This is a genomic window from Nitratireductor mangrovi (assembly GCF_007922615.2).
Lineage (GTDB): Bacteria > Pseudomonadota > Alphaproteobacteria > Rhizobiales > Rhizobiaceae > Mangrovimarina > Mangrovimarina mangrovi.
Genome location: NZ_CP042301.2, coordinates 102,578 through 121,592, shown reverse-complemented (window position 1 = coordinate 121,592; position 19,015 = coordinate 102,578). Strand labels below are relative to the sequence as shown.

17 protein-coding genes are annotated in these 19,015 nt (G+C 64.4%); 11 read left to right on the top strand and 6 right to left on the bottom strand.

Going from position 1 to position 19,015, the window contains the following annotated elements; all coding sequences use genetic code 11:
• Window positions 1-51: 51 nt before the first annotated feature.
• Window positions 52-1,608: an ABC transporter substrate-binding protein gene (locus tag FQ775_RS00560; RefSeq protein ID WP_146298983.1), complete on the bottom strand. Its 1,557-nt coding sequence runs from the start codon at window positions 1,606-1,608 to the stop codon at window positions 52-54.
• Window positions 1,609-1,724: 116 nt separating this feature from the next.
• On the opposite strand from FQ775_RS00560, the gene FQ775_RS00555 reads away from it, so the two are divergent.
• Window positions 1,725-2,993 (top strand): Zn-dependent hydrolase, encoded by a 1,269-nt coding sequence (locus FQ775_RS00555; protein WP_146298982.1) that lies wholly within the window; start codon window positions 1,725-1,727, stop codon window positions 2,991-2,993.
• On the opposite strand, the gene FQ775_RS00550 is transcribed toward FQ775_RS00555, so the two are convergent.
• Window positions 2,990-3,829: a beta-keto acid cleavage family enzyme gene (locus tag FQ775_RS00550; protein WP_146298981.1), complete on the bottom strand. Its 840-nt coding sequence runs from the start codon at window positions 3,827-3,829 to the stop codon at window positions 2,990-2,992. The genes FQ775_RS00555 and FQ775_RS00550 overlap by 4 nt on opposite strands.
• A gap of 78 nt (window positions 3,830-3,907) precedes the next feature.
• Between FQ775_RS00550 and FQ775_RS00545 the strand changes: the two genes are divergently transcribed.
• A complete protein-coding gene (locus FQ775_RS00545; RefSeq protein ID WP_146298980.1) occupies window positions 3,908-4,798 on the top strand; it encodes a MurR/RpiR family transcriptional regulator in 891 nt (296 codons plus the stop codon).
• Window positions 4,795-6,123: an aspartate aminotransferase family protein gene (locus FQ775_RS00540; protein ID WP_146298979.1), complete on the top strand. Its 1,329-nt coding sequence runs from the start codon at window positions 4,795-4,797 to the stop codon at window positions 6,121-6,123. The genes FQ775_RS00545 and FQ775_RS00540 overlap by 4 nt, the downstream gene beginning before the upstream one ends.
• A gap of 18 nt (window positions 6,124-6,141) precedes the next feature.
• Here the strand turns inward: FQ775_RS00540 and FQ775_RS00535 are convergent, their stop codons facing one another.
• The 3 genes from FQ775_RS00535 to FQ775_RS00525 all read right to left on the bottom strand — a co-directional run bounded on the left by FQ775_RS00535 (window position 6,142) and on the right by FQ775_RS00525 (window position 10,279).
• Window positions 6,142-6,582 (bottom strand): universal stress protein, encoded by a 441-nt coding sequence (locus FQ775_RS00535; protein ID WP_146298978.1) that lies wholly within the window; start codon window positions 6,580-6,582, stop codon window positions 6,142-6,144.
• Between the two features lie 11 nt (window positions 6,583-6,593).
• Window positions 6,594-9,227 carry a TRAP transporter permease gene (locus FQ775_RS00530; protein WP_146298977.1) on the bottom strand — a complete coding sequence of 878 codons (2,634 nt, stop codon included), beginning with the start codon at window positions 9,225-9,227 and terminating at the stop codon, window positions 6,594-6,596.
• Between the two features lie 83 nt (window positions 9,228-9,310).
• Complete coding sequence (locus FQ775_RS00525; RefSeq protein WP_146298976.1) at window positions 9,311-10,279, bottom strand: TAXI family TRAP transporter solute-binding subunit; 969 nt, start codon at window positions 10,277-10,279, stop codon at window positions 9,311-9,313.
• Between the two features lie 185 nt (window positions 10,280-10,464).
• Here FQ775_RS00525 and FQ775_RS00520 point away from each other — a divergent pair, with 185 nt between their 5' ends.
• Genes FQ775_RS00520 through FQ775_RS00485 form a run of 8 tightly spaced genes read left to right on the top strand, consistent with a single transcriptional unit; the run spans window position 10,465 to window position 17,382 of the window.
• Entirely contained in the window at window positions 10,465-11,112 is a 648-nt protein-coding gene (locus tag FQ775_RS00520) for a TetR/AcrR family transcriptional regulator (RefSeq protein ID WP_146298975.1), read from the top strand.
• Window positions 11,113-11,170: 58 nt separating this feature from the next.
• A complete protein-coding gene (locus FQ775_RS00515) occupies window positions 11,171-12,205 on the top strand; it encodes a C4-dicarboxylate TRAP transporter substrate-binding protein (protein WP_146298974.1) in 1,035 nt (344 codons plus the stop codon).
• A gap of 23 nt (window positions 12,206-12,228) precedes the next feature.
• Entirely contained in the window at window positions 12,229-12,813 is a 585-nt protein-coding gene (locus FQ775_RS00510; protein WP_146298973.1) for a TRAP transporter small permease subunit, read from the top strand.
• A complete protein-coding gene (locus tag FQ775_RS00505) occupies window positions 12,810-14,123 on the top strand; it encodes a TRAP transporter large permease (RefSeq protein ID WP_146298972.1) in 1,314 nt (437 codons plus the stop codon). The genes FQ775_RS00510 and FQ775_RS00505 overlap by 4 nt, the downstream gene beginning before the upstream one ends.
• Window positions 14,124-14,135: 12 nt before the next feature.
• Window positions 14,136-14,912: a cyclase family protein gene (locus FQ775_RS00500; protein WP_146298971.1), complete on the top strand. Its 777-nt coding sequence runs from the start codon at window positions 14,136-14,138 to the stop codon at window positions 14,910-14,912.
• 13 nt (window positions 14,913-14,925) lie between these two features.
• Window positions 14,926-15,864, top strand: a complete 939-nt coding sequence (gene kce / locus FQ775_RS00495; RefSeq protein WP_146298970.1) for a 3,5-dioxohexanoate:acetyl-CoA acetone transferase — start codon at window positions 14,926-14,928, stop codon at window positions 15,862-15,864.
• The gene (locus tag FQ775_RS00490; protein ID WP_146298969.1) at window positions 15,864-16,355 is read left to right on the top strand and encodes an OsmC family protein; all 492 of its coding nucleotides are present in this window, start codon (window positions 15,864-15,866) and stop codon (window positions 16,353-16,355) included. Before kce ends, FQ775_RS00490 begins: the two co-directional genes overlap by 1 nt.
• Window position 16,356: 1 nt before the next feature.
• Entirely contained in the window at window positions 16,357-17,382 is a 1,026-nt protein-coding gene (locus tag FQ775_RS00485) for an SMP-30/gluconolactonase/LRE family protein (protein WP_146298968.1), read from the top strand.
• A 12-nt stretch (window positions 17,383-17,394) separates the two neighbouring features.
• On the opposite strand, the gene asnB is transcribed toward FQ775_RS00485, so the two are convergent.
• Entirely contained in the window at window positions 17,395-18,912 is a 1,518-nt protein-coding gene (gene asnB / locus FQ775_RS00480) for an asparagine synthase (glutamine-hydrolyzing) (RefSeq protein WP_146298967.1), read from the bottom strand.
• Window positions 18,913-19,015 lie beyond the last annotated feature (103 nt).

Genomic DNA, 19,015 nt, shown 5'->3' with positions numbered 1-19,015 from the left:
GGAGAGGCCCGGGCGGGGTTCACGCCCGCCCGGGCCCGAAGCCCATTGAGGTCAGGGCTTGGCCACGTCCTGCAGCATCAGGAAGAACGAGGGCTGTAGCTTGAAGTCCTCGACGCTGGCCCTGGTTACCGCGTTCTGCTTCCAGTTGGCGACGAACACCCAGGGAGCGTCCTCGTAGACGATCTCCTGCATCTCCTTGTAGAGCTTCGCCCGCTCGTCCTGGTCGGTCGAGGTACGCGCGTCGGACAGAAGTTCGTCGACCTTCTCGTTGGAATAGTAGCCCGAGTTGAAGCCGCCTTTTTCCGGCCACGCCTCGGTGCGCAGCGCCAGGAACGGCAGCGTGTCGGGCGAGTTGGTCATCCACGCCATCTCGGCCATGTCGGCCTTGCCTTCCAAGCCGGGATTCACCTTGCCTAGGAAGGTGTTCCATTCATAGGTCTCGATGTTGACGGTCATGCCGACAGCCTTCAGGTCGGCCTGGATGGCCGTGCCCATGGCGATCGGATCGAGCATGCCCGAGCCCCCTTCGGTGACATAGAAGGTCAGTTCCTCGCTGTCATAGCCGGCTTCCTCAAGAAGCTGCTTCGCCTTATCGGGATCGTATGGATAGGGCTCAAGCGTCTCGTTATACGCCCAGGCAAAGGCCGGCGGTGTCGGTCCGGCAGCAACTTCGGCAGTGCCCTGGAGGATGTTTTCGACCAGCGCCGTCTTGTCGATGGCGTAGTTGGCCGCCTGGCGCACCTTCTGGTCGGCGAAAGGCCCTTCCTTCAGGTTCAGGATCAGGAACCACAGATGCGGGCCCGCCTGCTCGTGAACGGTAAAGCCGGGATCGTCGCGGAACTGCGCCACACTGTCCGGCGGTACCTCGACCATGACGTCGAGTCCGCCCGAAAGCATCTCGGCGATGCGCGTATTGGCATCGTTGATCGGGCGATAGATGACCGCCTCGAGCGGTGGCGCGCCGTCCCAGTAGTCCGGGTTGCGTTCGACCACCACCCGTGAGTTGTCCTGCCATTCGACGAATTTGTAGGCGCCGGTCCCGGACGGGTTGCGGCCGAAATCCTTGCCGTGTTCCTTCACCGCCGCCGGTGACACCATCAGGCCGGGCGTATAGGCAAGATTCGACAGGAACGGCGCAAACGGCTCCTTGAGCTGGAACTCGACCGTGTGATCGTCCACCACCTTCACCTCCTCCACGGCGGAGAAATAGAAGGCGAGCGGAAACGGCCCTGTGTCATGCGAGGGATGATCTTCGTCGATCATGCGGTCGATGTTGAACTTCACCGCGTCGGCGTTGAAAGGCGAACCGTCATGGAACGTCACGCCCTCGCGCAGATGGAACGTATAGGTCGTTCCGTCGTCGGAAATGTCCCAGCTCTCGGCCAGCGACGGCTCGACTTCGAGCGTGCCGTCCTTATAGCGCACCAGCCCGTCATACATGTTGAAGACGATGCGGAAATCGTTCACCGCCGTGACGGCGTCCGGGTCGAGTGATTTCGGCTCGGCGATCTGGCCGACCACGAGCACGTTGGGTGGGGTCTGCGCCAGGACCGGCGCTGACAATGACATTGCAAGGGCCGCTAACGCGGAAGCGATCGTCCGTTTCATGGGCTGGCTCCATTCGGCTCGAATGTGACGCGTAATTAATCCCCATAAAATTGCACTTTGCAAGAATTTATCATTATAAATAGGCTTATGCAGGATATGAACACGAAAGCTGAGTCATGAACGGCAGGTCCGCCCCGGCGATCGACAGCGGCCGGCTGCGCGAATTGCTGAGCGACATCAACAGCTTCGGTGTTGACTCAAGTGGCGGATATAGCCGGCCGGGCTTTTCTGATGCCGACATGGCGGCTCGGCACTGGCTGAAGGACCGCATGACGTCTGAAGGCCTTGCGACATGGCTGGACGCGGTCGGCAACCTGTTTGGCAGGCTGGGTCCGCAAGACGGGCCTTGCATCATGACTGGCTCGCATCTCGATACCGTGCCGCAAGGCGGCGCCTATGACGGCGCGCTCGGCGTCGCGGTCGCACTCGAATGCGTGCTTGCCATCCGCGACGCCGGCATCGAGCCCGCGATCCCCATCGAGGTCGTCGCAACCAGCGAGGAGGAAGGTCGCTTCGGCGGCATGCTTGGCTCACAGGCGATTGCGGGCCTGGTGACGTCCGAATGGATCGCAAACGCCAGCGACGCCGATGGCGTTCGCCTGCCCGATGCAATGCGCGCGCAGGGTCTCGATCCGCTCCGCGCCGAAACGGCACGACGCGAACCGGGAATGGTGACCGCTTTCGTCGAATTGCATGTCGAGCAGGGCCCTGTGCTCGAGGCGGCGAGTGTACCGATCGGCATTGCCGACAGCGTCTCCGGCATCATTCACAGGGGCGTCACGCTGTCGGGCGCAGCCAACCACTCAGGCACCACGCCGATGGAGATGCGCGCCGACGCCTTTGCCGGGCTGGCCGGCATTGCCGCCGCGATCCCCGATATCGTTTCGGCAGCCGGCACCGATCAGTCGCGGATCACGATCGGCAAGGTCGAGCTCAAGCCGAATTTCCCGCACACGGTCCCAGGCGAAGCTGCGTTCTCCGTCATCATTCGGGACACGGATGAAGCCGTCATGCGACGCCTTGCCCGCGCCATTGATGACGCCATCGAGCAGGGCGCGAAGCGAAACCGCCTCAGATACGAGTTGGTCGAACGCAGCCGGATCGCCCCGGTCCTGCTCGACGTCAGGCTGGCCGATCTTCTGGCGGCGGAGGCCGAAAAGCTTGGTCTCGGCCATCTGCGCATGGCCTCCGGCGCCGGTCACGATGCCCAGACCATGCAGGCGCTGTGCCCCTCGGCGCTGATCTTCGTTCCGAGCCGCGGCGGCATCAGTCATGCGCCGGAGGAATGGACCGATTGGGAGGCGATCCTGGCTGGTGCCAGGCTGATGCTGGCCTCGCTGATGCGTCTTTCGGCATCCGACCTTAGGTTTGCCGCGACGCGCTAGGAGAACATGCCGGCCCATTCCTCGCGAAGCTCGGAAGCCACGGCGGATCTCAGGCCACTTGCGCCGATCGCGGTCGCGGTCGCCTCGACCAAAGCCGCGTTGTCAGGGGCACGACGGCCGTCCGGCAGAAAAAGATTGTTCTCGAAGCCGACGCGGGCGTTACCGCCAAGCAGCGCCGCAGCCGTGACGCATGCCGTCTCGCGCAATCCGAAGGCGCAAAGCATCCAGCTCTCGAAACGCGGCATGTCCGGTGCCAGGAATGGCAGCACGTCGTCTGGGGCGGATTGCTGCCCTGGCACGTAACGGCCAAGGACAAAAAGGACTGGAATACTGTCGAAAGGTATGACCCCGCGGCGGGCCATGTCGTCCAGCCGGCACGCTTCCCCAGGTTCGTAGAGGATGATCTGCGGCACGATGCGTTCTTGCGACAGCCACGCCAGAAACGTGGCGAATTCGGCCTCTGCCGCTTCGTCGGGCGCCAGTTCGCGCAGCGCGAGCGAGACCGCTTCGGGGCGGACAGACCGCACCACATCCATCTGCTCCGCCGGCGAATAGATGCCGAGCGCCTCGCTGGTGATCTGGACTACCAGCTCGTCGCCGACCGCTGCGCGGACCGCATCCGTCGCCCGCCGGTAGGCTTCAGCGTCGAGCAGGTGCCGACCGTCCCGGTCGCGCACATGCAGGTGGATCATGGCAGCGCCGGCGTCACGGCAAGCGGAAGCCGTGGCGGCAAGCTCGCTCGGCTCGACGGGAAGCGCGGGGTGGTCGGCTTTCGTCAGACGGCCGCCATTCGGCGCCACCGCAATCGCCACGGGTCGATGAGCGCTCGCGTCCATGTTTCACCTTTTGTTGCTTTATCGACAATTGATGCAACATTTGTTGCACAAGATCGCACCGCAGTCTAGAATGCACCCATGGATCGTAACGCCCTCGCCGCCAAAATAGCTGACAACTTCGCCGAGCTACCGCCCGAACTTGCTGCAGCGGCACGCTACATCGTCGACAATCCCGACGACGTCGCTCTGTTTTCCATGCGCGAGCAGGCGCGCCGCGCCGGCGTGCGCCCATGGACGATGACACGGCTCGCCAAGCGGCTGGGTCATGATGGTTACGATGCCATCCGCGCCATCCATGCCGAGGCGATCCGGCAGGGCGACCTTGGCTTTGCAGGCCGTGCAGGGACACAGGCCGCACGGCAGGCCGGCACCGGCGACGCCGCGTTTGCCGCCGACATCGCCGACACGGCCGCAGGGCAGATCGGACAACTGGCGGCGCCGGCAACACTCGAGGGCATGGTGACAGCCGCTTCACGGCTCGCGGCGGCGCGGCGCGTCTACTGCCTCGGGTTGCGATCGAGCCATGCTGTGGCGGCGCAGTTCTCCTACGTGCTGTCCTTCCTGGGCGACCGCACGACATTGCTTGGCGCCGACGGGTTCAGGGGTTTGGACGCCATCCGAATGGCCGGCCCGCAAGACGCGCTCTTCGCCGTCAGCGTCGCGCCCTATTCGCGCGCCACGATCGAGGCCACGGGCTGGGCCGCGGACCAGGGCGTTCCGGTTGTCGCGCTGACCGACAGCGCGGTTTCGCCCTTGGCAACGCGTGCCGACGTATCGGTCATCGTGGCGACGGAAAGCCCGTCCTTCTTCCATTCCATGGCTCCCGCCTTCGCCGTGGCCGAAATCCTGGCGGCGCTGATCGCCGGTCGCGGCGGCGCGGAAGCGCTCGCGGCGATAGCGCACGCCGAAAGGCAACTCGCCGATTTCGGTGTCCATCATCAGCCCCTTTCGAAACGGACCGATCCATGACCCATATCCTCCACCGACAGATCCATGCCTCTCTCCCGGTCGCCACGGCCGGGCGAGGCGTCGAGCTCTTCGACGCCGACGGCAGAAGCTATATCGACGCCTCGGGCGGCGCCGCGGTCTCGTGCCTCGGCCACGGCCATCCTGATGTGATCGCCGCCCTGCACCGGCAGGCAGACAGGCTCGCCTATGCGCACACCGGCTTTTTCACCAGCGAGCCAGCCGAAGCGCTCGCCGACCGCCTTGTTGCCGGCGCGCCGGAGGGGATCAGCCACGTCTATTTCGTCTCCGGCGGCTCCGAGGCCGTCGAGGCGTCGCTGAAGATGGCGCGGCAATATTTCGTCGAGAAGGGCGAGAGCGGGCGCCGCAACATCGTCGCGCGGCGGCAGAGCTATCACGGCAATACGCTCGGTGCGCTGGCCGCGGGTGGCAACGAGATGCGCCGTACGCAATTCCGCCCGCTACTGGTCGAAACCCACCATATCGACCCTTGCTACGCGTACCGGTACCGCCGCGAGGGCGAAGGCGAGCGGGAATACGGGCAGCGTGCCGCGCAGGCCCTTGAGGACAAGCTCCTCGAACTCGGGCCCGACACCGTGATGGCCTTCATGGCAGAGCCGGTCGTCGGCGCGACGGCGGGCGCGGTGCCGGCGGTGCCGGGCTATCTGAAACGCGTTCGCGAGATCTGCGACCGCTACGGCGTTCTTCTCATCCTCGACGAGGTCATGTGCGGCATGGGACGAACGGGCACCCTGCACGCCTGCGAGCAGGACGGTGTGGCTCCGGACCTGATGACGATCGCCAAGGGGCTGGGCGGCGGCTACCAGCCGATCGGCGCCGTGCTCCTGTCCCGACAGATCTTCGACACCTTCGCTAACGGTTCGGGCATGTTCCAGCATGGGCATACCTATATCGGTCACCCGATGGCCTGCGCGGCGGCGCTTGCCGTCCAGGAGGTGATCGAGCGTGATGACCTGCTGGCCAATGTGCGGACGATGGGCGCGCTCCTGAGAACCCGTCTCGACGAGCGTCTCGGCCAGCATGCGCATGTCGGCGACATCCGCGGCCGCGGTCTGTTCATCGGGCTGGAGATGGTGGCCGACCGCACAGACAAGACGCCCTTCGACCCCAAGCTCAAGGTCCATGCCCGCATCAAGAAAGCGGCCATGGAGCGCGGCCTTGCGGTCTACCCGGCCGGAGGCACGGTCGACGGCGTCGAGGGCGACCACGTGCTCGTCGCGCCGCCCTTTATCGTTAACGAACACGACGTCGATCAGATTGTCGACCGCCTGGCCGGGGCGATCGACACGGCGACGAAGGACTTCTGAGCCGGGAAAAGTCTCGTCTCAGGCCTTTTCCAGATCGCGCACGACGAATACCGACTGGCGCGCATGGCGCACCACGCGCGCCGCGTTCGGCCCGAGCAGGTAGTCCTTCAGTTCCGGCCGGTGCGAAGCCATGACGATCAGGTCGCTGCCGAGCGCGTTCGCCGCCTTCATGATTTCGTCGTAGATCGTGCCGTGCGCGACATGCCCCTTGACCGTCACCTTGCCGTCCGGCCGGGCGTCGAGCATTTCCTTCAGTCGCGCGCGCACGGCCTCAAGCGTGGTCTCGGCGAAATCCTTGGGAAACGCGGCCCCGACGATCGACATCGTATAGGTCGGCACCACGGTCAACACGTCGAGGCGGGCGCCATGTTTGTCGGCAAGTTCCTCGGCGACGGCCAGCGTGCGGTTGGCGATATCCACTTCACCGAGGTCGACCGGCACCAGGATACGTTCGAACATGGCCGGTCTCCTCAGAATGCCGGGACGGTCTGGCGACGGCGCTGGAACAGCACGATCACGCCGAGAAGCAGGACGGCCGGGATGTAGAACACCTCCTTGGGCATGCGCTCCGCCGCCGTCTGCACCAGCTTCACCTGCACCGGCTCGTCACCGTAGAAATCGAACGTGTCAGTGAAGTCGGTAAAGAACCGCGTTCCAGCGAACGGCTCGTCGAGGACCGCCACCCCGTCTTCGATGCGGACCGGCAGGCCGGCCTGGTCGAGCCGCATCAGCCCGTCGCCTGCCGCGCCGAGCTCGGCAAGGATGGTGCGTTCCACGATCTCGTCGGGATTGTCGAAGTCCGGTCCCGAGATCACCATGCGCAGGCTGGCATTCTCCGGCAGTTCAGCCGCGATATCGACCACCTCGGTCCCCGGCCTGTCAATGTATGGCGGCTGGACGTAGTCGAGCCAGAAGCCGGGCCGGAACAGAGTGAAGGCGACCAGAAGCAGTGCGAGGGTCTCCCAAAGACGACTCCGGGTCAGGAAGTAGCCCTGGGTGGCGGCAGCAAACAGCATCATGGCGATGACGGCCACGATGAAGATGAAGACCGCCTTGTAGACCGTCACGTCGATCAGCAGCAATTCGGTGTTGAAGATGAACAGGAACGGCAGCAGCGCGGTGCGGATATCGTAGGTGAAGCCCTGCACGCCGGTGCGGATCGGGTCGCCGCCGGAGATCGCAGCCGCCGCAAAGGCCGCCAGTCCGACCGGCGGCGTATCGTCGGCCAGGATGCCGAAATAGAACACGAACAGGTGCACCGCGACCAGCGGTACGATGAGCCCCGTCGAAGCGCCGACCGAGACAATGACTGGGGCCATCAGCGAGGAGACGACGATGTAGTTTGCCGTCGTCGGCAGGCCCATGCCGAGGATCAGGCTCATCACCGCCACCAGCAGCAGCATGGCGATCAGATTGCCGCCGGACAGGAATTCGACGAACTCGCCGACGACCTGGTGGGCGCCCGTGAGCGACACCGTGCCGACGATGACGCCGGCGGCGCCGGTCGCCACGCCGATGCCGATCATGTTGCGCGAACCGGCGATCATGCCATCGAAGAAGTCGTTCCAGCCCTCGCGGAAACCCTCTCCGTGGCCGCCCTCTCCGCGCAGCATCCGCTTCAGCGGCTTCTGTGTGAAGACGATGAAGATCATCGACACGGTTGCCCAATAGGCCGACAACGTCGGCGACAGGCGTTCGATGAGGATGCACCAGATCAGGATGACGATCGGCAGGATGAAATAGAGGCCGGTGACGGCCACATCACGGGGCCGCGGAAGGACGTCCATCGGTGCGTTGGGATCGTCCTGTTCGAGATCGGGATGGCGGGCCGCCCGCGCAATCAGCACCAGATAGGCGACCAGGAACAGCAAGGTGGCGGTCCAGAAGGTCATGCCGGGGAAGGCGACCTTGATCCAGCCGAGACCGTAATAGACGACGCCGGCAAGCACCATCATGACGATGAAGCCGAACAGCACGCCGGCGAGCCGTTGCGCAAGGGTGCCGACGACCGGCGGCCGCTCCAGTCCCTTGAGCCCAAGTTTGAGAGCTTCGAGGTGAACGATATAGACCAGCGCGATATAGGAGATGATCGCCGGCAGGAAGGCGTGCTTGATCAGGTCGGGATAGGACACGCCGGTGAATTCGGAAATCAGGAAGGCAGCTGCGCCCATCACCGGCGGCGTCAGCTGCCCGTTGGTCGAAGATGCCACCTCGACCGCGCCTGCCTTTTCCGGCTTGAAGCCGGTGCGCTTCATCAGCGGGATGGTGAAGGTGCCTGTCGTCACCACGTTGGCGATCGACGAGCCAGAATAGAGCCCTGAAAGCGCCGAAGCCATGACCGCCGCCTTGGCCGGACCGCCGCGGAAATGGCCGAGCAGCGCGAAGGCGAGCTTGATGAAGTAGTTCCCGGCGCCGGCCTTCTCGAGCAGCGAGCCGAACAGCACGAACAGGAAGATCATCGAGGCCGAGACGCCGAGCGCTACGCCGAAGACGCCCTCCGTCTGCATCCAGAAGTGCCACATCGCCTTGCCGAAGGACGCGCCCTTCCACTGGATGGCGTCCGGCATCCAGGAGAGGTGGCCGAAGAAGACGTAGAAGACGAAGACGCTGGCGACGATCACCAGCGGCAGGCCGAGCGCACGGTAGACGGCGATGCCAAGCGACAGCATGCCGATAGAGGAGAAGACGAGGTCGGCCGTGGTCGGCAGGCCGGCACGACCGGCGATGTCTTCCTTGAACCAGAGCAGATAGAGACAGGAAGCCGCGCCGAGGATCGCGAGTCCCCAGTCATAGAGGGGGACGCGGTCGCGCGGACTCGTCTTGAACAGCGGATAGGCGAGCATCGACAGCGCCAGCGCGAATGCGAGGTGTACCTGGCGCGCTTCCTGGTTGTTGAAGACGACGTTGATGCCGGTCAGGCTGGTGAGCGCGAAGGGGATGTTGGACGCGATGTAGATCTGGAAAAGCGCCCACACGAAAGCCAGCGCGAGGATGATCTTGCCCGCCAGACCGGCAGCGTTTCGCGCCCCGCTCTCGACCTCGGCGACCATCATGTCGACGTCGACGCCGGCTTTCTTGCTTTCAGCTGAAGTGTTGTCGGCCATTGGCTGGCTCTCCCCTCACATCATTGGGCCAACCGGCCAATAGAAGGGCCCGGGCGCGGCAACGCCCGGGCCACACGGTCGGATTACATCCAGCCGCGTTCCTTGTAGTACTTCTCGGCGCCCGGGTGCAGCGGCGCGGAGAGACCGTCCTTGATCATCTCCTCTTCCTTCAGGTTGGCGAAGGCTGGGTGCAGCTTCCTGAAGTCGTCGATATTGTCGAAGACCGCCTTCACCACAGTGTAGACCACCTCCTCGGACACATCGGCGGAGGTGATGAAGGTGGCGCCGACGCCGAAGGTGGTCACTTCGCTGTCGGTGCCCTTGTACATGCCGCCCGGAATCGTGGCGATGCGGTAGTAGGCGTTGTCCGCAACCAGCTTGTCGATCGGAGCGCCGGACACCGAAACCAGTTCGACGTCACAGGTGGTTGCAGCCTCGGTGATGGCCGCGGCCGGATGGCCGATCGTATAGATCATCGCGTCGATCTTGCCGTCGCAGACGGCCTGGGCCATCTCGGAACCCTTGAGTTCGGCCGCGAGCGCGAAATCGTCCATGGTCATGCCGAAGGCTTCCATGACGATCTCCGTGGTCGCCCGCTGGCCGGAGCCCGGATTGCCAACATTGACCTTCTTGCCTTTCAGAGCCTCGAAGCTGTCGATGCCCGAACCCTTGCGGACGACCAGCGTGAACGGCTCGGCGTGGACGGAGAACACGGCGCGTTCCTTCTCGAACGCCCCCTGCTCCTCAAACTTCGAGGTGCCGTGATAGGCGTGGTATTGCCAGTCCGACTGCGCCACGCCGAACTCCAGTTCGCCGGCGCGCACGGTGTTGATGTTGTAGACCGAGCCGCCGGTCGATTCGACCGAACAGCGGATGCCGTGCTCCTTGCGATCCTTGTTCACGAGGCGGCAGATGGCGCCGCCGGTCGGATAGTAGACCCCGGTCACACCACCGGTGCCGATGGAGATGAACTGCTGATCCTGGGCAAATGCCTGGCCGGCCAACCCGCAGAGCGCCACGCCGGACAAAGCCCCGACGACCAGTTTTTTCATGGTTTCCTCCATTTACCTTCGGTTAAGTGAAGGCCCATTCAGGCACCATCGCGCGCGCCCGTCAACCGACCGTTGCGACTTTGGCGAATACCGGGCAGGCTCTGCTGCCATGAAGGCAGTCGTCCGCACTTGACTCCCGAGCAAAACTAGTCAAACGTTTAAACAACAGGGAGGAGCCTGCCGCGATGCTCAGTGAGCCGAGGCCGGAAAACGACGTCAGTACGGCCATCCTCTATGCCGGTGAGCGCGCCTTCGCCGAGTTCGGCTACAACGGCGCGTCCATGCGCGCGATCGGCCGCGAGGCAGGCGTCAACCAGGCCATGATCGCGTATTATTACGGCTCCAAGGAGGGACTGCTCGAGGCGATCATGCGCAAGCGCTCGACCTTCGTTAACACGCAGCGCGAAGAACGGCTCGCGGCACTGAAGGCGAAAGGCACACCCGCCGTCGAAGAACTGATTGAGGCGTTCCTGCGCCCGCTGATCGAACTCGGCACCGACAACAAGCGCGGCGGCTACGCCTATGTGAAGCTGCTGGCGGTGCTGACGCATTCCGTCGACGATCTCGCCAAACGCATCGTGGCCGAGAACTTCGACGGCATCGCCCGCCGCTTTGTCGACGCGTTCCGGGAACTCGATCCGCAGATGAGCGAAAGCGACAGTATCCGCGCCTATCTGCTGTCGCTCGGCGCCGGCATCGCCTCGATCGGTATCGAAGGTCGCGCGGGCCCGATGTCGGAAGGCCGCTACGGCCACGTAGCGACCGACGAACTGATCCGCTCCGTCGTCGCTTTTGCCAGCGGTGGCGTCAGGGCGCTGATGCGGAAGGACTGAACGAGACAAGCTCGAACATAGGGAGGAAAAAATGTTCGGACCGACTTTACGAAGGACCATGATCGCCGCAGTCGCGGTGACGGCGGCGAGTTCCGCGCAGGCCGAGGCGATTGACGTGACCTATGTCGCAGGCCACCCGCCGGTTTTCCGCTGGGTCCGCCTCGCCAACGAGGTCTTCATCCCCTCCGTCAACAAGGCGCTGGAGGGCACCGAATACACGATCAACTGGGACGAGCAATACGGCGGCTCGCTGGCCAAGGTCGGCGATGAACTCGAAGCCGTCGAGGAAGGCCTGGCCGAGATCGGCGGCATCTCTTCAGTCTTCGATCCGGCGAAACTTTCGCTGCAGAACGTGACCTACTACACCCCGTTCGTTTCCAGCGACGCCAACCTCGTCGTGGAGACGGTCGACAAGCTGCACGCCAACCCGGCCATGAAGGCGACGTGGGAGGAGAACGGGCTCGAATATCTCGGCGGCCCGATCGGCATCGACGACTACCTGCTGATGACAACCTTCCCGGTCAATTCCATCGAGGACCTGCAGGGCAAAAAGATCGGAGCGCCGGGACCGGCGGTGAACTGGCTCGAGGGCACCGGCGCGGTCGGCGTTTCCGGCAACCTCACCACCTACTACAACGAAATCAAGACCGGCGTTTATGACGGTGTCATCGTGTTCGCCACCGCTGCCCTGCCGGGCAAGCTGCACGAGGTCGCGCCCTACATCACCAAGGTCGGCTTCGGCGCGCAGTATGCAGGCGCGATCGCTGCCAACAAGGACTGGTACGACAGCCAGCCCGAGGCGGTGCAGAAGGCACTGAAATCCGCCGCCGATACCTACAAGGCCGCTTACCTCGCAGATCTCGACAAGGCGGTGACGGCCGGTTTCAAGGCGATGGCCGAACAGGGCGCCACCATCTCGGAAGTCGACGACGAGTTCCGCCAGAAATGGGCCGCCGGCATGGACAATGTCGCCAAGAAATGGGCTGCCCAGGTCGACAGTGAAGGCAAGGCCGGCACCGAAATCCTGAAGGCCTATCTTGACGCCATTCGCGAAGCCGGCGGCACGCCGGTTCGCGACTGGGACAAGGAATAGTACCACCTCAAGGAGCGCCTCCCATGACAGCGCACCAGACGCCGGAGCCGCCGCAAGGCGGCTCCGGGGCCGGGCAGCGGTTGCGCGCGGCCGCCGACGCGATCTCCAACGGCCTCAACGTGATCGGCACGCTGCTGATCCTCGGGCTCGTGGTCCTCGTCAACGCTGACGTCATCGGCCGCGAGCTTTTCCTGGCGCCGGTCTCCGGCGTCCCCGAGATCGTCTCCATGTCGATCGTGGCGATCGTCTTCCTGCAGGTGTCGCAGGCTTTCCGCATGGGCCGCTTCACCCGGACCGACGCCTTCCTCGACATCGTGGCCAGGCGTGCACCGCGGCTCAGGCACGCGATCGAACTCGTCTACACGGTCGCCGCTTTCGCGCTGGTCTGGTTCGTGTTCTCGGCCAGCTACCCGCTGTTCCAGAAAGCGTGGGAGCGCAACACCTATGTCGGTACCTTCGGCGACTTCACGGCGCCCGACTGGCCGGTAAAGCTCGTCATCCTGATCGGTTGCGCGGCGCTCATGATGCAGATGCTGATCACTGGTATCGTCGCCGCCTGGCACCTGTTTGCGGGTCAGCCGGATGCGCCTGCGGAGAACGGCCGATGAGTTCTCTCGAAATCGGGCTCGCCACGCTCGGCGCCATGGTCGTTCTCGTCTATGCCGGCCTGTGGGTGCCGATCGCGCTGATGTTGTGTTCCTATGTCGGCGTCTGGCTGATCAAGGGCTCGCCACTGCTCGCCGGCAAGCTCCTGGCGCTTGCTGCCTCCGAAACCATCTCTTCCTATTTCTTCGGCGTCGTTCCGCTGTTCGTGCTGATGGGCTTCCTCGTCTCGGTCACCGGGATGGGCCGCGACGCCTACGACGTCGCTGCCCAGCTATGCCGGCGCCTCAAGGGCGGACTCGGTGTCTCAACCGTCGCCGCCAACGCCATTTTCGCCGCCATCACCGGCATCTCCATCGCATCCGCCGCCGTCTTCACCCGTATCGCCGTACCGGAGATGGTGCGTCACGGCTACACCAAGCAGTTTTCCGTCGGCGTGGTCGCCGGCTCCTCCGTGCTTGGCATGCTGATCCCGCCGAGCCTGCTCCTGATCCTCTACGGTCTGCTCACCGAGCAGTCGGTCGGCGACCTCTTCATCGCCGGCGTCATTCCCGGACTGCTCCTGGCGGCGATCTTCGCCGGCGGTGTCATCGCGATGGCCTATTTCTGGCCCTCGTTCATCGGCAGCGACCTGACCCCGGACGAGGAGCACGACCTGTCGAGCCGCGAAATGCTGACAAAGGGCCTGCCGATCGCGGTTCTGATCCTTCTGGTGCTGGGCGGCATCTATGCCGGCGCCTTCACGCCGATCGAGGCCGGCGCCGTCGGCTGCCTGGGCGCGATCCTGATCGGCCTCTGGCGCCGGGCACTCACCTTCTCGAATTTCTGGGACGTGCTCACCGATACCGGGCTCGTTACGGCGTCGGTCTGCTTCCTCATCATCGCGGCGCAGATGTATTCACGCATGCTGGCATTGTCGGGGGTGCCCAACGAGTTCGGCGCATTCGTCGCCAACGCCGATATCGGCTACTGGGGCATCATCATCGCCTATGTGCTCCTGGTCGTGGCGATGGGCACGATCCTCGATTCCTCCTCGATCATGCTGATACTGGTGCCGCTGATGCTGCCGGTGCTGCAGCCGCTTGGCGTCGACCTCGTGTGGTTCGGCATCGTGACGGTGATAGCCGTCGAGATCGGCCTGTTGACGCCACCCTTCGGCATATCGGTCTTCGTCATCCAGTCGACGCTCGACGACGATTCGATCAGCCTCGGCGACATTTTCCGCGGTGCCGCGCCCTTCGCGCTGATGATGGCGGTGGTACTGATCCTGGTACTCGCCTTCCCGTCGCTCGCAACCCTCCCCCTTGGCCGCTGAGGACGCCTGCCCATGCCACGCAAGATCATCGACCTGTCCGTACCACTCGAAACCGGCATCGCGTCCGATCCGCCCATGGCGCTGCCGCAGATCGATTATTTCGACCACCAGGTGACAGCCGACCAGATCACCGGGTTTTTCCCCGGACTGACGAAGGAACAATTGCCCGACGGCGAGGGCTGGGCGGTCGAGCAATTGCGCGTCTCGACACACAACGGGACCCACCTCGATGCGCCCTGGCACTACGCCTCGACCATGAACAATGGCGAGCGCGCCATCACCATCGACGAGGTGCCGCTCGAATGGTGTTTCAATCCCGGCGTCAAGCTCGACTTCAGGCATATGGATGACGGCTACGTAGTCACGGCCGCCGACGTCGAGGCGGAACTGAAGCGCATTGGCCACGAGTTGCAGCCATTCGACATCGTCGTCGTGAACACAGCCGCCGGCGCCCACTACGGCAAGCCGGATTTCCTCGCGAAAGGTTGCGGCATGGGCCGCGAGGCGACGCTCTACCTCACCGAGCGCGGCGTACGGGTCACCGGCACCGACGCCTGGAGCTGGGATGCGCCCTTCGTCCACACGGCGAAGAAGTTCGCCGAGACGCACGATCCGAGGATCATCTGGGAAGGCCACCGGGCCGGGATGGAGATCGGTTACTGCCACATCGAGAAGCTGACCAATCTCGATCAGCTGCCGGCGACCGGCTACGAGATCGCCTGCTTCCCCTTCAAGATCAAGGCGGCGTCTGCGGGCTTCACCCGCGCTGTCGCCATCTTCAACGACTGAGGAGAATGCCTGAATGGCCCGCAAGAACGACAAGGTCATCATCACCTGTGCGGTAACCGGCGGCGTGCACACGCCGACCATGTCCGACGCCCTGCCGGTAACGCCTGACGAGATCGCGCAGCAGTCGATCGCCGCTGCCGAAGCCGGCGCATCGATCATACATCTTCACGCGCGCGACCCCGAGACCGGCAGGCCGACGCCCGACCCGGCGGTTTTCATGCAATTCCTGCCGCGCATCAAGCAGTCGACCGACGCGGTGGTGAACATCACCACCGGCGGCGGTCTCGGCATGACCATCGAACAGCGTCTGGCCGCACCGCTCAAGGCCGAGCCGGAGCTCTGCTCGCTCAACATGGGCTCGATGAACTTCGCCCTGCACCCGCTCGCCGGCAAATACAAGGAGTGGAAACACGATTGGGAAAAGCCGTTTCTCGAAGCGAGCGACGACTTCATCTTCCGCAACACGTTCCGCGACATCTCCTACATTCTCAAGCATCTCGGCGAGGGCTGCGGCACGCGCTTCGAGCACGAATGCTACGATGTCGGGCACCTCTACAACCTCGCCCATTTCGTCGATCAGGGGCTGATCAAGCCGCCTTTCCTGGTCCAGTCGATCTTCGGCATCCTCGGCGGCATCGGCGCCGACGTCGAAAACGTCGGCTTCATGAAGCAGACCGCCGACCGCCTGTTCGGTGACGATTACGTCTGGTCGGTGCTTGCCGCCGGGCGCTTCCAGATGCCCTTCATCACCCATGCCGCGTTGCTCGGCGGGCATGTCCGCGTCGGGCTGGAAGATTCGCTCTACATCGGCAAGGGCAAGCTCGCGCAGTCGAACGCCGAGCAGGTCGCCAAGATCAGGACCATCCTCGAGGAGATCGGCCACTCGATCGCCAGCCCCGCCGAAGCACGCGAGATGCTGGCGCTCAAGGGCGGCGACAGGGTGAAGTTCTGATGGCCGAGGCAATGCAGAAGGCCATGGTGCAGTTCGATTGCCGGGGCACCGCCACCGGCAAGATGCGCAACGAACTTGATGTCAGGATGGTGCTTCCCTTCGAGGAAGGACCGTTCGAACTCGCAACCGACGAAGGATCCTTCCACGGCGGCGACGCCAGCGCGCCGCCGCCGCTGGCGCTTTTCGTCGGCGGGCTGACCGGCTGCATCATGACCCAGATCCGCGCCTTCGCGAAACGGCTCGGCGTGACGGTCGCAGACCTCAAGGTCGATACCCGGGTGCAATGGAACTGGGAAGCCAAGGGGCGCATCTACGAGACGGCGCCGCATAGCTTCGAAATCGACGTCATGATCGACAGTCCCGACGAAGAGCAGAAGGTTGTGGCGCTGATCGAGGCGGCCAAGAAGGGCTGCTTCATCGAGCAGACACTTGGGCGGCAGAATACGATCCGCCACCGCATGAAGACGGCTGACGGCTGGAAGGAGGTCTGAGATGGCGGGCAATCCGATCGATGGCTTCACGGTGTCCAAAGCCGATATCCGGCATGTCGGCCACGACCTGCAGCGGCCGGAATGCATCCTCGCAGAGCGTGACGGCAGCCTGTGGGCGGCCGATGCGCGCTCCGGCGTCATGCACATCCGCCCCGACGGCTCGCAGCAGCTGATCGCGCAGAGCCACGTCAACGCGTTCGAGACCACGACCGACGAAGCCAAACGTTTCACCGAAGGCACCTTGCCCAACGGGCTCGCCTTTGCCCGCGACGGCTCGATCTACATTTCCAATTTCGGCACCGACTGCCTGGAGCTGATGACCCGCGACGGCGACACCAGGGTGCTGATCGACAAGGTTGACGGCCGGCCGATCGGCAAGGTCAATTTCGTTTTGCGCGATTCGAAGGACCGGCTCTGGGTCACGGTCTCGACTCAGATCAGGAACTGGATGGACGCTGCCCGCTCGCTGATCCGTGACGGGTCGATTCTGCTCGTCGACGGCGACAGCGTGCGCACCGTCGCGACAGACATCGCCTTCACCAACGAGGTGCGTCTCGACGCCAATGAGGAATGGCTCTACGTCGTCGAGACCACCGCCCGCAACATCACCCGGTTCCGGGTCGCGGATGACGGTTCGCTGTTTGACCGACAGATCTTCGGGCCCGAGGATCACGGCGCCTTCATCGACGGCATCGCGTTCGACGAATACGGAAATCTCTGGGGCACGCATGTGATGAGCGACCGCATCTTCGCGATCACGCCCGAGGGTGAGCTTCGCATCATCCTCGACGACGAGAACCCGGAGCCGGCCCGCCGCCTTAAGGATGCCTTCGACCGTGGCGAGGCAACGCCGGAGCTGATGCTGGCCGCCGGCGGCACCATCGCGCCGTGGTTCGCGAGCGTCACCTTCGGCGGGCCGGACCTCAAGAACGTCTATATCGGCTCGCTGCGCGGCACGACCATTCCATGGTTCCGCAGCCCGGTCGCCGGCCTGCCCATGGTTCACTGGAGCGACCCGCGGCCGTAGGCCTGCCCGCAGTCAGCCGGCGAGCGCGACCCTGCCGGACTCCCACCGGCCGGCATTGGCGAGTATGCGGTCGGGATCGGCGTAGCGCTCGCGCAACAGCCTTTCGTAGACCGCCGCCTCTTCTTCGCGATCGAGCGGGCGCGACGCGCCCGTCACGATCATCAGCGCCTCGCCTAGCGCCTCGACCGTCCCCGACCCTTCGTCGAACTGCGCCTTCTTGCGCCATACCAGTTCGCGCGGCAGCAGGTCGGCGCAGGCCTTGCGCAGCACCCATTTCTCCGTCGTCGGCCCGGTGCTGTCGCCACCCTGCGGGTCGGTCCGCCTCAGCTTCATGGTCGCCGGGATCGTCTGGGCGAAGTCGATCAGATCGCGGTCTAGGAACGGCGTGCGCGCCTCCAGGCTCTCTGCCATGGTGACGCGGTCGACGCGTTGCAGATTGATGTTGTGCATGGTGCCGAGCGAGCGCGTCAGCTCGTCGGCTAGCTCGCGCGGGCGGTCGACATAGGCGTGGTGGTAGGTGTAGCCTGCAAAGAGCTCGTCTGCCCCCTCCCCGGTCAGCACCGCCTTGACGTGACGTCGCGCCAACGCAGCGGCGAAGTGGGTGGGCACCGCGCTGCGGACCAGGTCCACGTCGGCGCTTTCGAGATGGTAGATGACATGCGGCAGCACCGCCGCGACGTCGGCCGGCGTGAAGGCATGTTCATGGTGGTCGGAGCCGATATGCCCGGCCACCCGGCGCGCCGCTACGAGATCGGGGCTGCCTTCGACACCCACCGAGAACGTCTTCAGGCGATAGGGCGCGGCCCGAGCGGCGAGTGCAGCGATGATCGAACTGTCGAGGCCGCCGGAGAGGAACGAGCCGACCTCGACGTCGGCCACCATCCATTTCCTCACCGCGTCCTCGAGCACGAGACGCAATTCGCGCCACACCGCCTCCTCCTCCAGCCCCGGCTCGGCCTCGGCCGCGCCCTGCGGCATGCGATACCAGCGGCGCATGCCGTTGATGCTGTCGAAAAGGCTGCCGGGCGGGATCGCCCTGATCGAGGCCACCTCGATACCGTCGAAGGCCTTCAGCTCGGAGGCGAAGGCAAGCCCCTCGCCGATCGTGGCGACATAAAGCGGCTTGATGCCGAGCGGGTCGCGCGCGGCGATGATGCGCTCGGGCGTGGCCAGAACGAAGGCGAACATGCCATCGAGCTGCGATACCCAGCGCAGCGCGTCGGTACGGAAGAGGTGCAGGATCGTTTCGGAATCGCTCTTGGTCTCGAAGGCGCTTTCGCCCAGGATCGCTCGGAGGTCGGCATGGTTGTAGATCTCGCCATTGGCGACAAGAATATCCTTGCCCTGATAGATCGGCTGGGCGCCGTCCTGCGGTCCGATGATCGACAACCGGCAATGCGCCATGACGACCGGGGCGTTTTCGGCCCGCACCACCGCGACGGCATCAGGGCCGCGATGGGCGATCCTGGTGATCATCGCCGAGGCCAGGGCCTCGTCGCCGATGTTCCACAGGCAGACAAATCCGCACACGGCAGGAAGCTCCTCGGGTTGTTCCGAGTGCCTTGCTTAGCCGGTCAGGAAACGAAGCTCTCACAGGAATGCGACGTCTTTTCCAGGACTCCGGGCACGATCA

Coding starts and splice junctions, on each gene's coding strand:
- FQ775_RS00560 (WP_146298983.1), bottom strand. CDS start 1,608: ATGAAACGGACGATCGCTTCCGCGTTAGCGGCCCTTGCAATGTCATTG.
- FQ775_RS00555 (WP_146298982.1), top strand. CDS start 1,725: ATGAACGGCAGGTCCGCCCCGGCGATCGACAGCGGCCGGCTGCGCGAA.
- FQ775_RS00550 (WP_146298981.1), bottom strand. CDS start 3,829: ATGGACGCGAGCGCTCATCGACCCGTGGCGATTGCGGTGGCGCCGAAT.
- FQ775_RS00545 (WP_146298980.1), top strand. CDS start 3,908: ATGGATCGTAACGCCCTCGCCGCCAAAATAGCTGACAACTTCGCCGAG.
- FQ775_RS00540 (WP_146298979.1), top strand. CDS start 4,795: ATGACCCATATCCTCCACCGACAGATCCATGCCTCTCTCCCGGTCGCC.
- FQ775_RS00535 (WP_146298978.1), bottom strand. CDS start 6,582: ATGTTCGAACGTATCCTGGTGCCGGTCGACCTCGGTGAAGTGGATATC.
- FQ775_RS00530 (WP_146298977.1), bottom strand. CDS start 9,227: ATGGCCGACAACACTTCAGCTGAAAGCAAGAAAGCCGGCGTCGACGTC.
- FQ775_RS00525 (WP_146298976.1), bottom strand. CDS start 10,279: ATGAAAAAACTGGTCGTCGGGGCTTTGTCCGGCGTGGCGCTCTGCGGG.
- FQ775_RS00520 (WP_146298975.1), top strand. CDS start 10,465: ATGCTCAGTGAGCCGAGGCCGGAAAACGACGTCAGTACGGCCATCCTC.
- FQ775_RS00515 (WP_146298974.1), top strand. CDS start 11,171: ATGATCGCCGCAGTCGCGGTGACGGCGGCGAGTTCCGCGCAGGCCGAG.
- FQ775_RS00510 (WP_146298973.1), top strand. CDS start 12,229: ATGACAGCGCACCAGACGCCGGAGCCGCCGCAAGGCGGCTCCGGGGCC.
- FQ775_RS00505 (WP_146298972.1), top strand. CDS start 12,810: ATGAGTTCTCTCGAAATCGGGCTCGCCACGCTCGGCGCCATGGTCGTT.
- FQ775_RS00500 (WP_146298971.1), top strand. CDS start 14,136: ATGCCACGCAAGATCATCGACCTGTCCGTACCACTCGAAACCGGCATC.
- kce (WP_146298970.1), top strand. CDS start 14,926: ATGGCCCGCAAGAACGACAAGGTCATCATCACCTGTGCGGTAACCGGC.
- FQ775_RS00490 (WP_146298969.1), top strand. CDS start 15,864: ATGGCCGAGGCAATGCAGAAGGCCATGGTGCAGTTCGATTGCCGGGGC.
- FQ775_RS00485 (WP_146298968.1), top strand. CDS start 16,357: ATGGCGGGCAATCCGATCGATGGCTTCACGGTGTCCAAAGCCGATATC.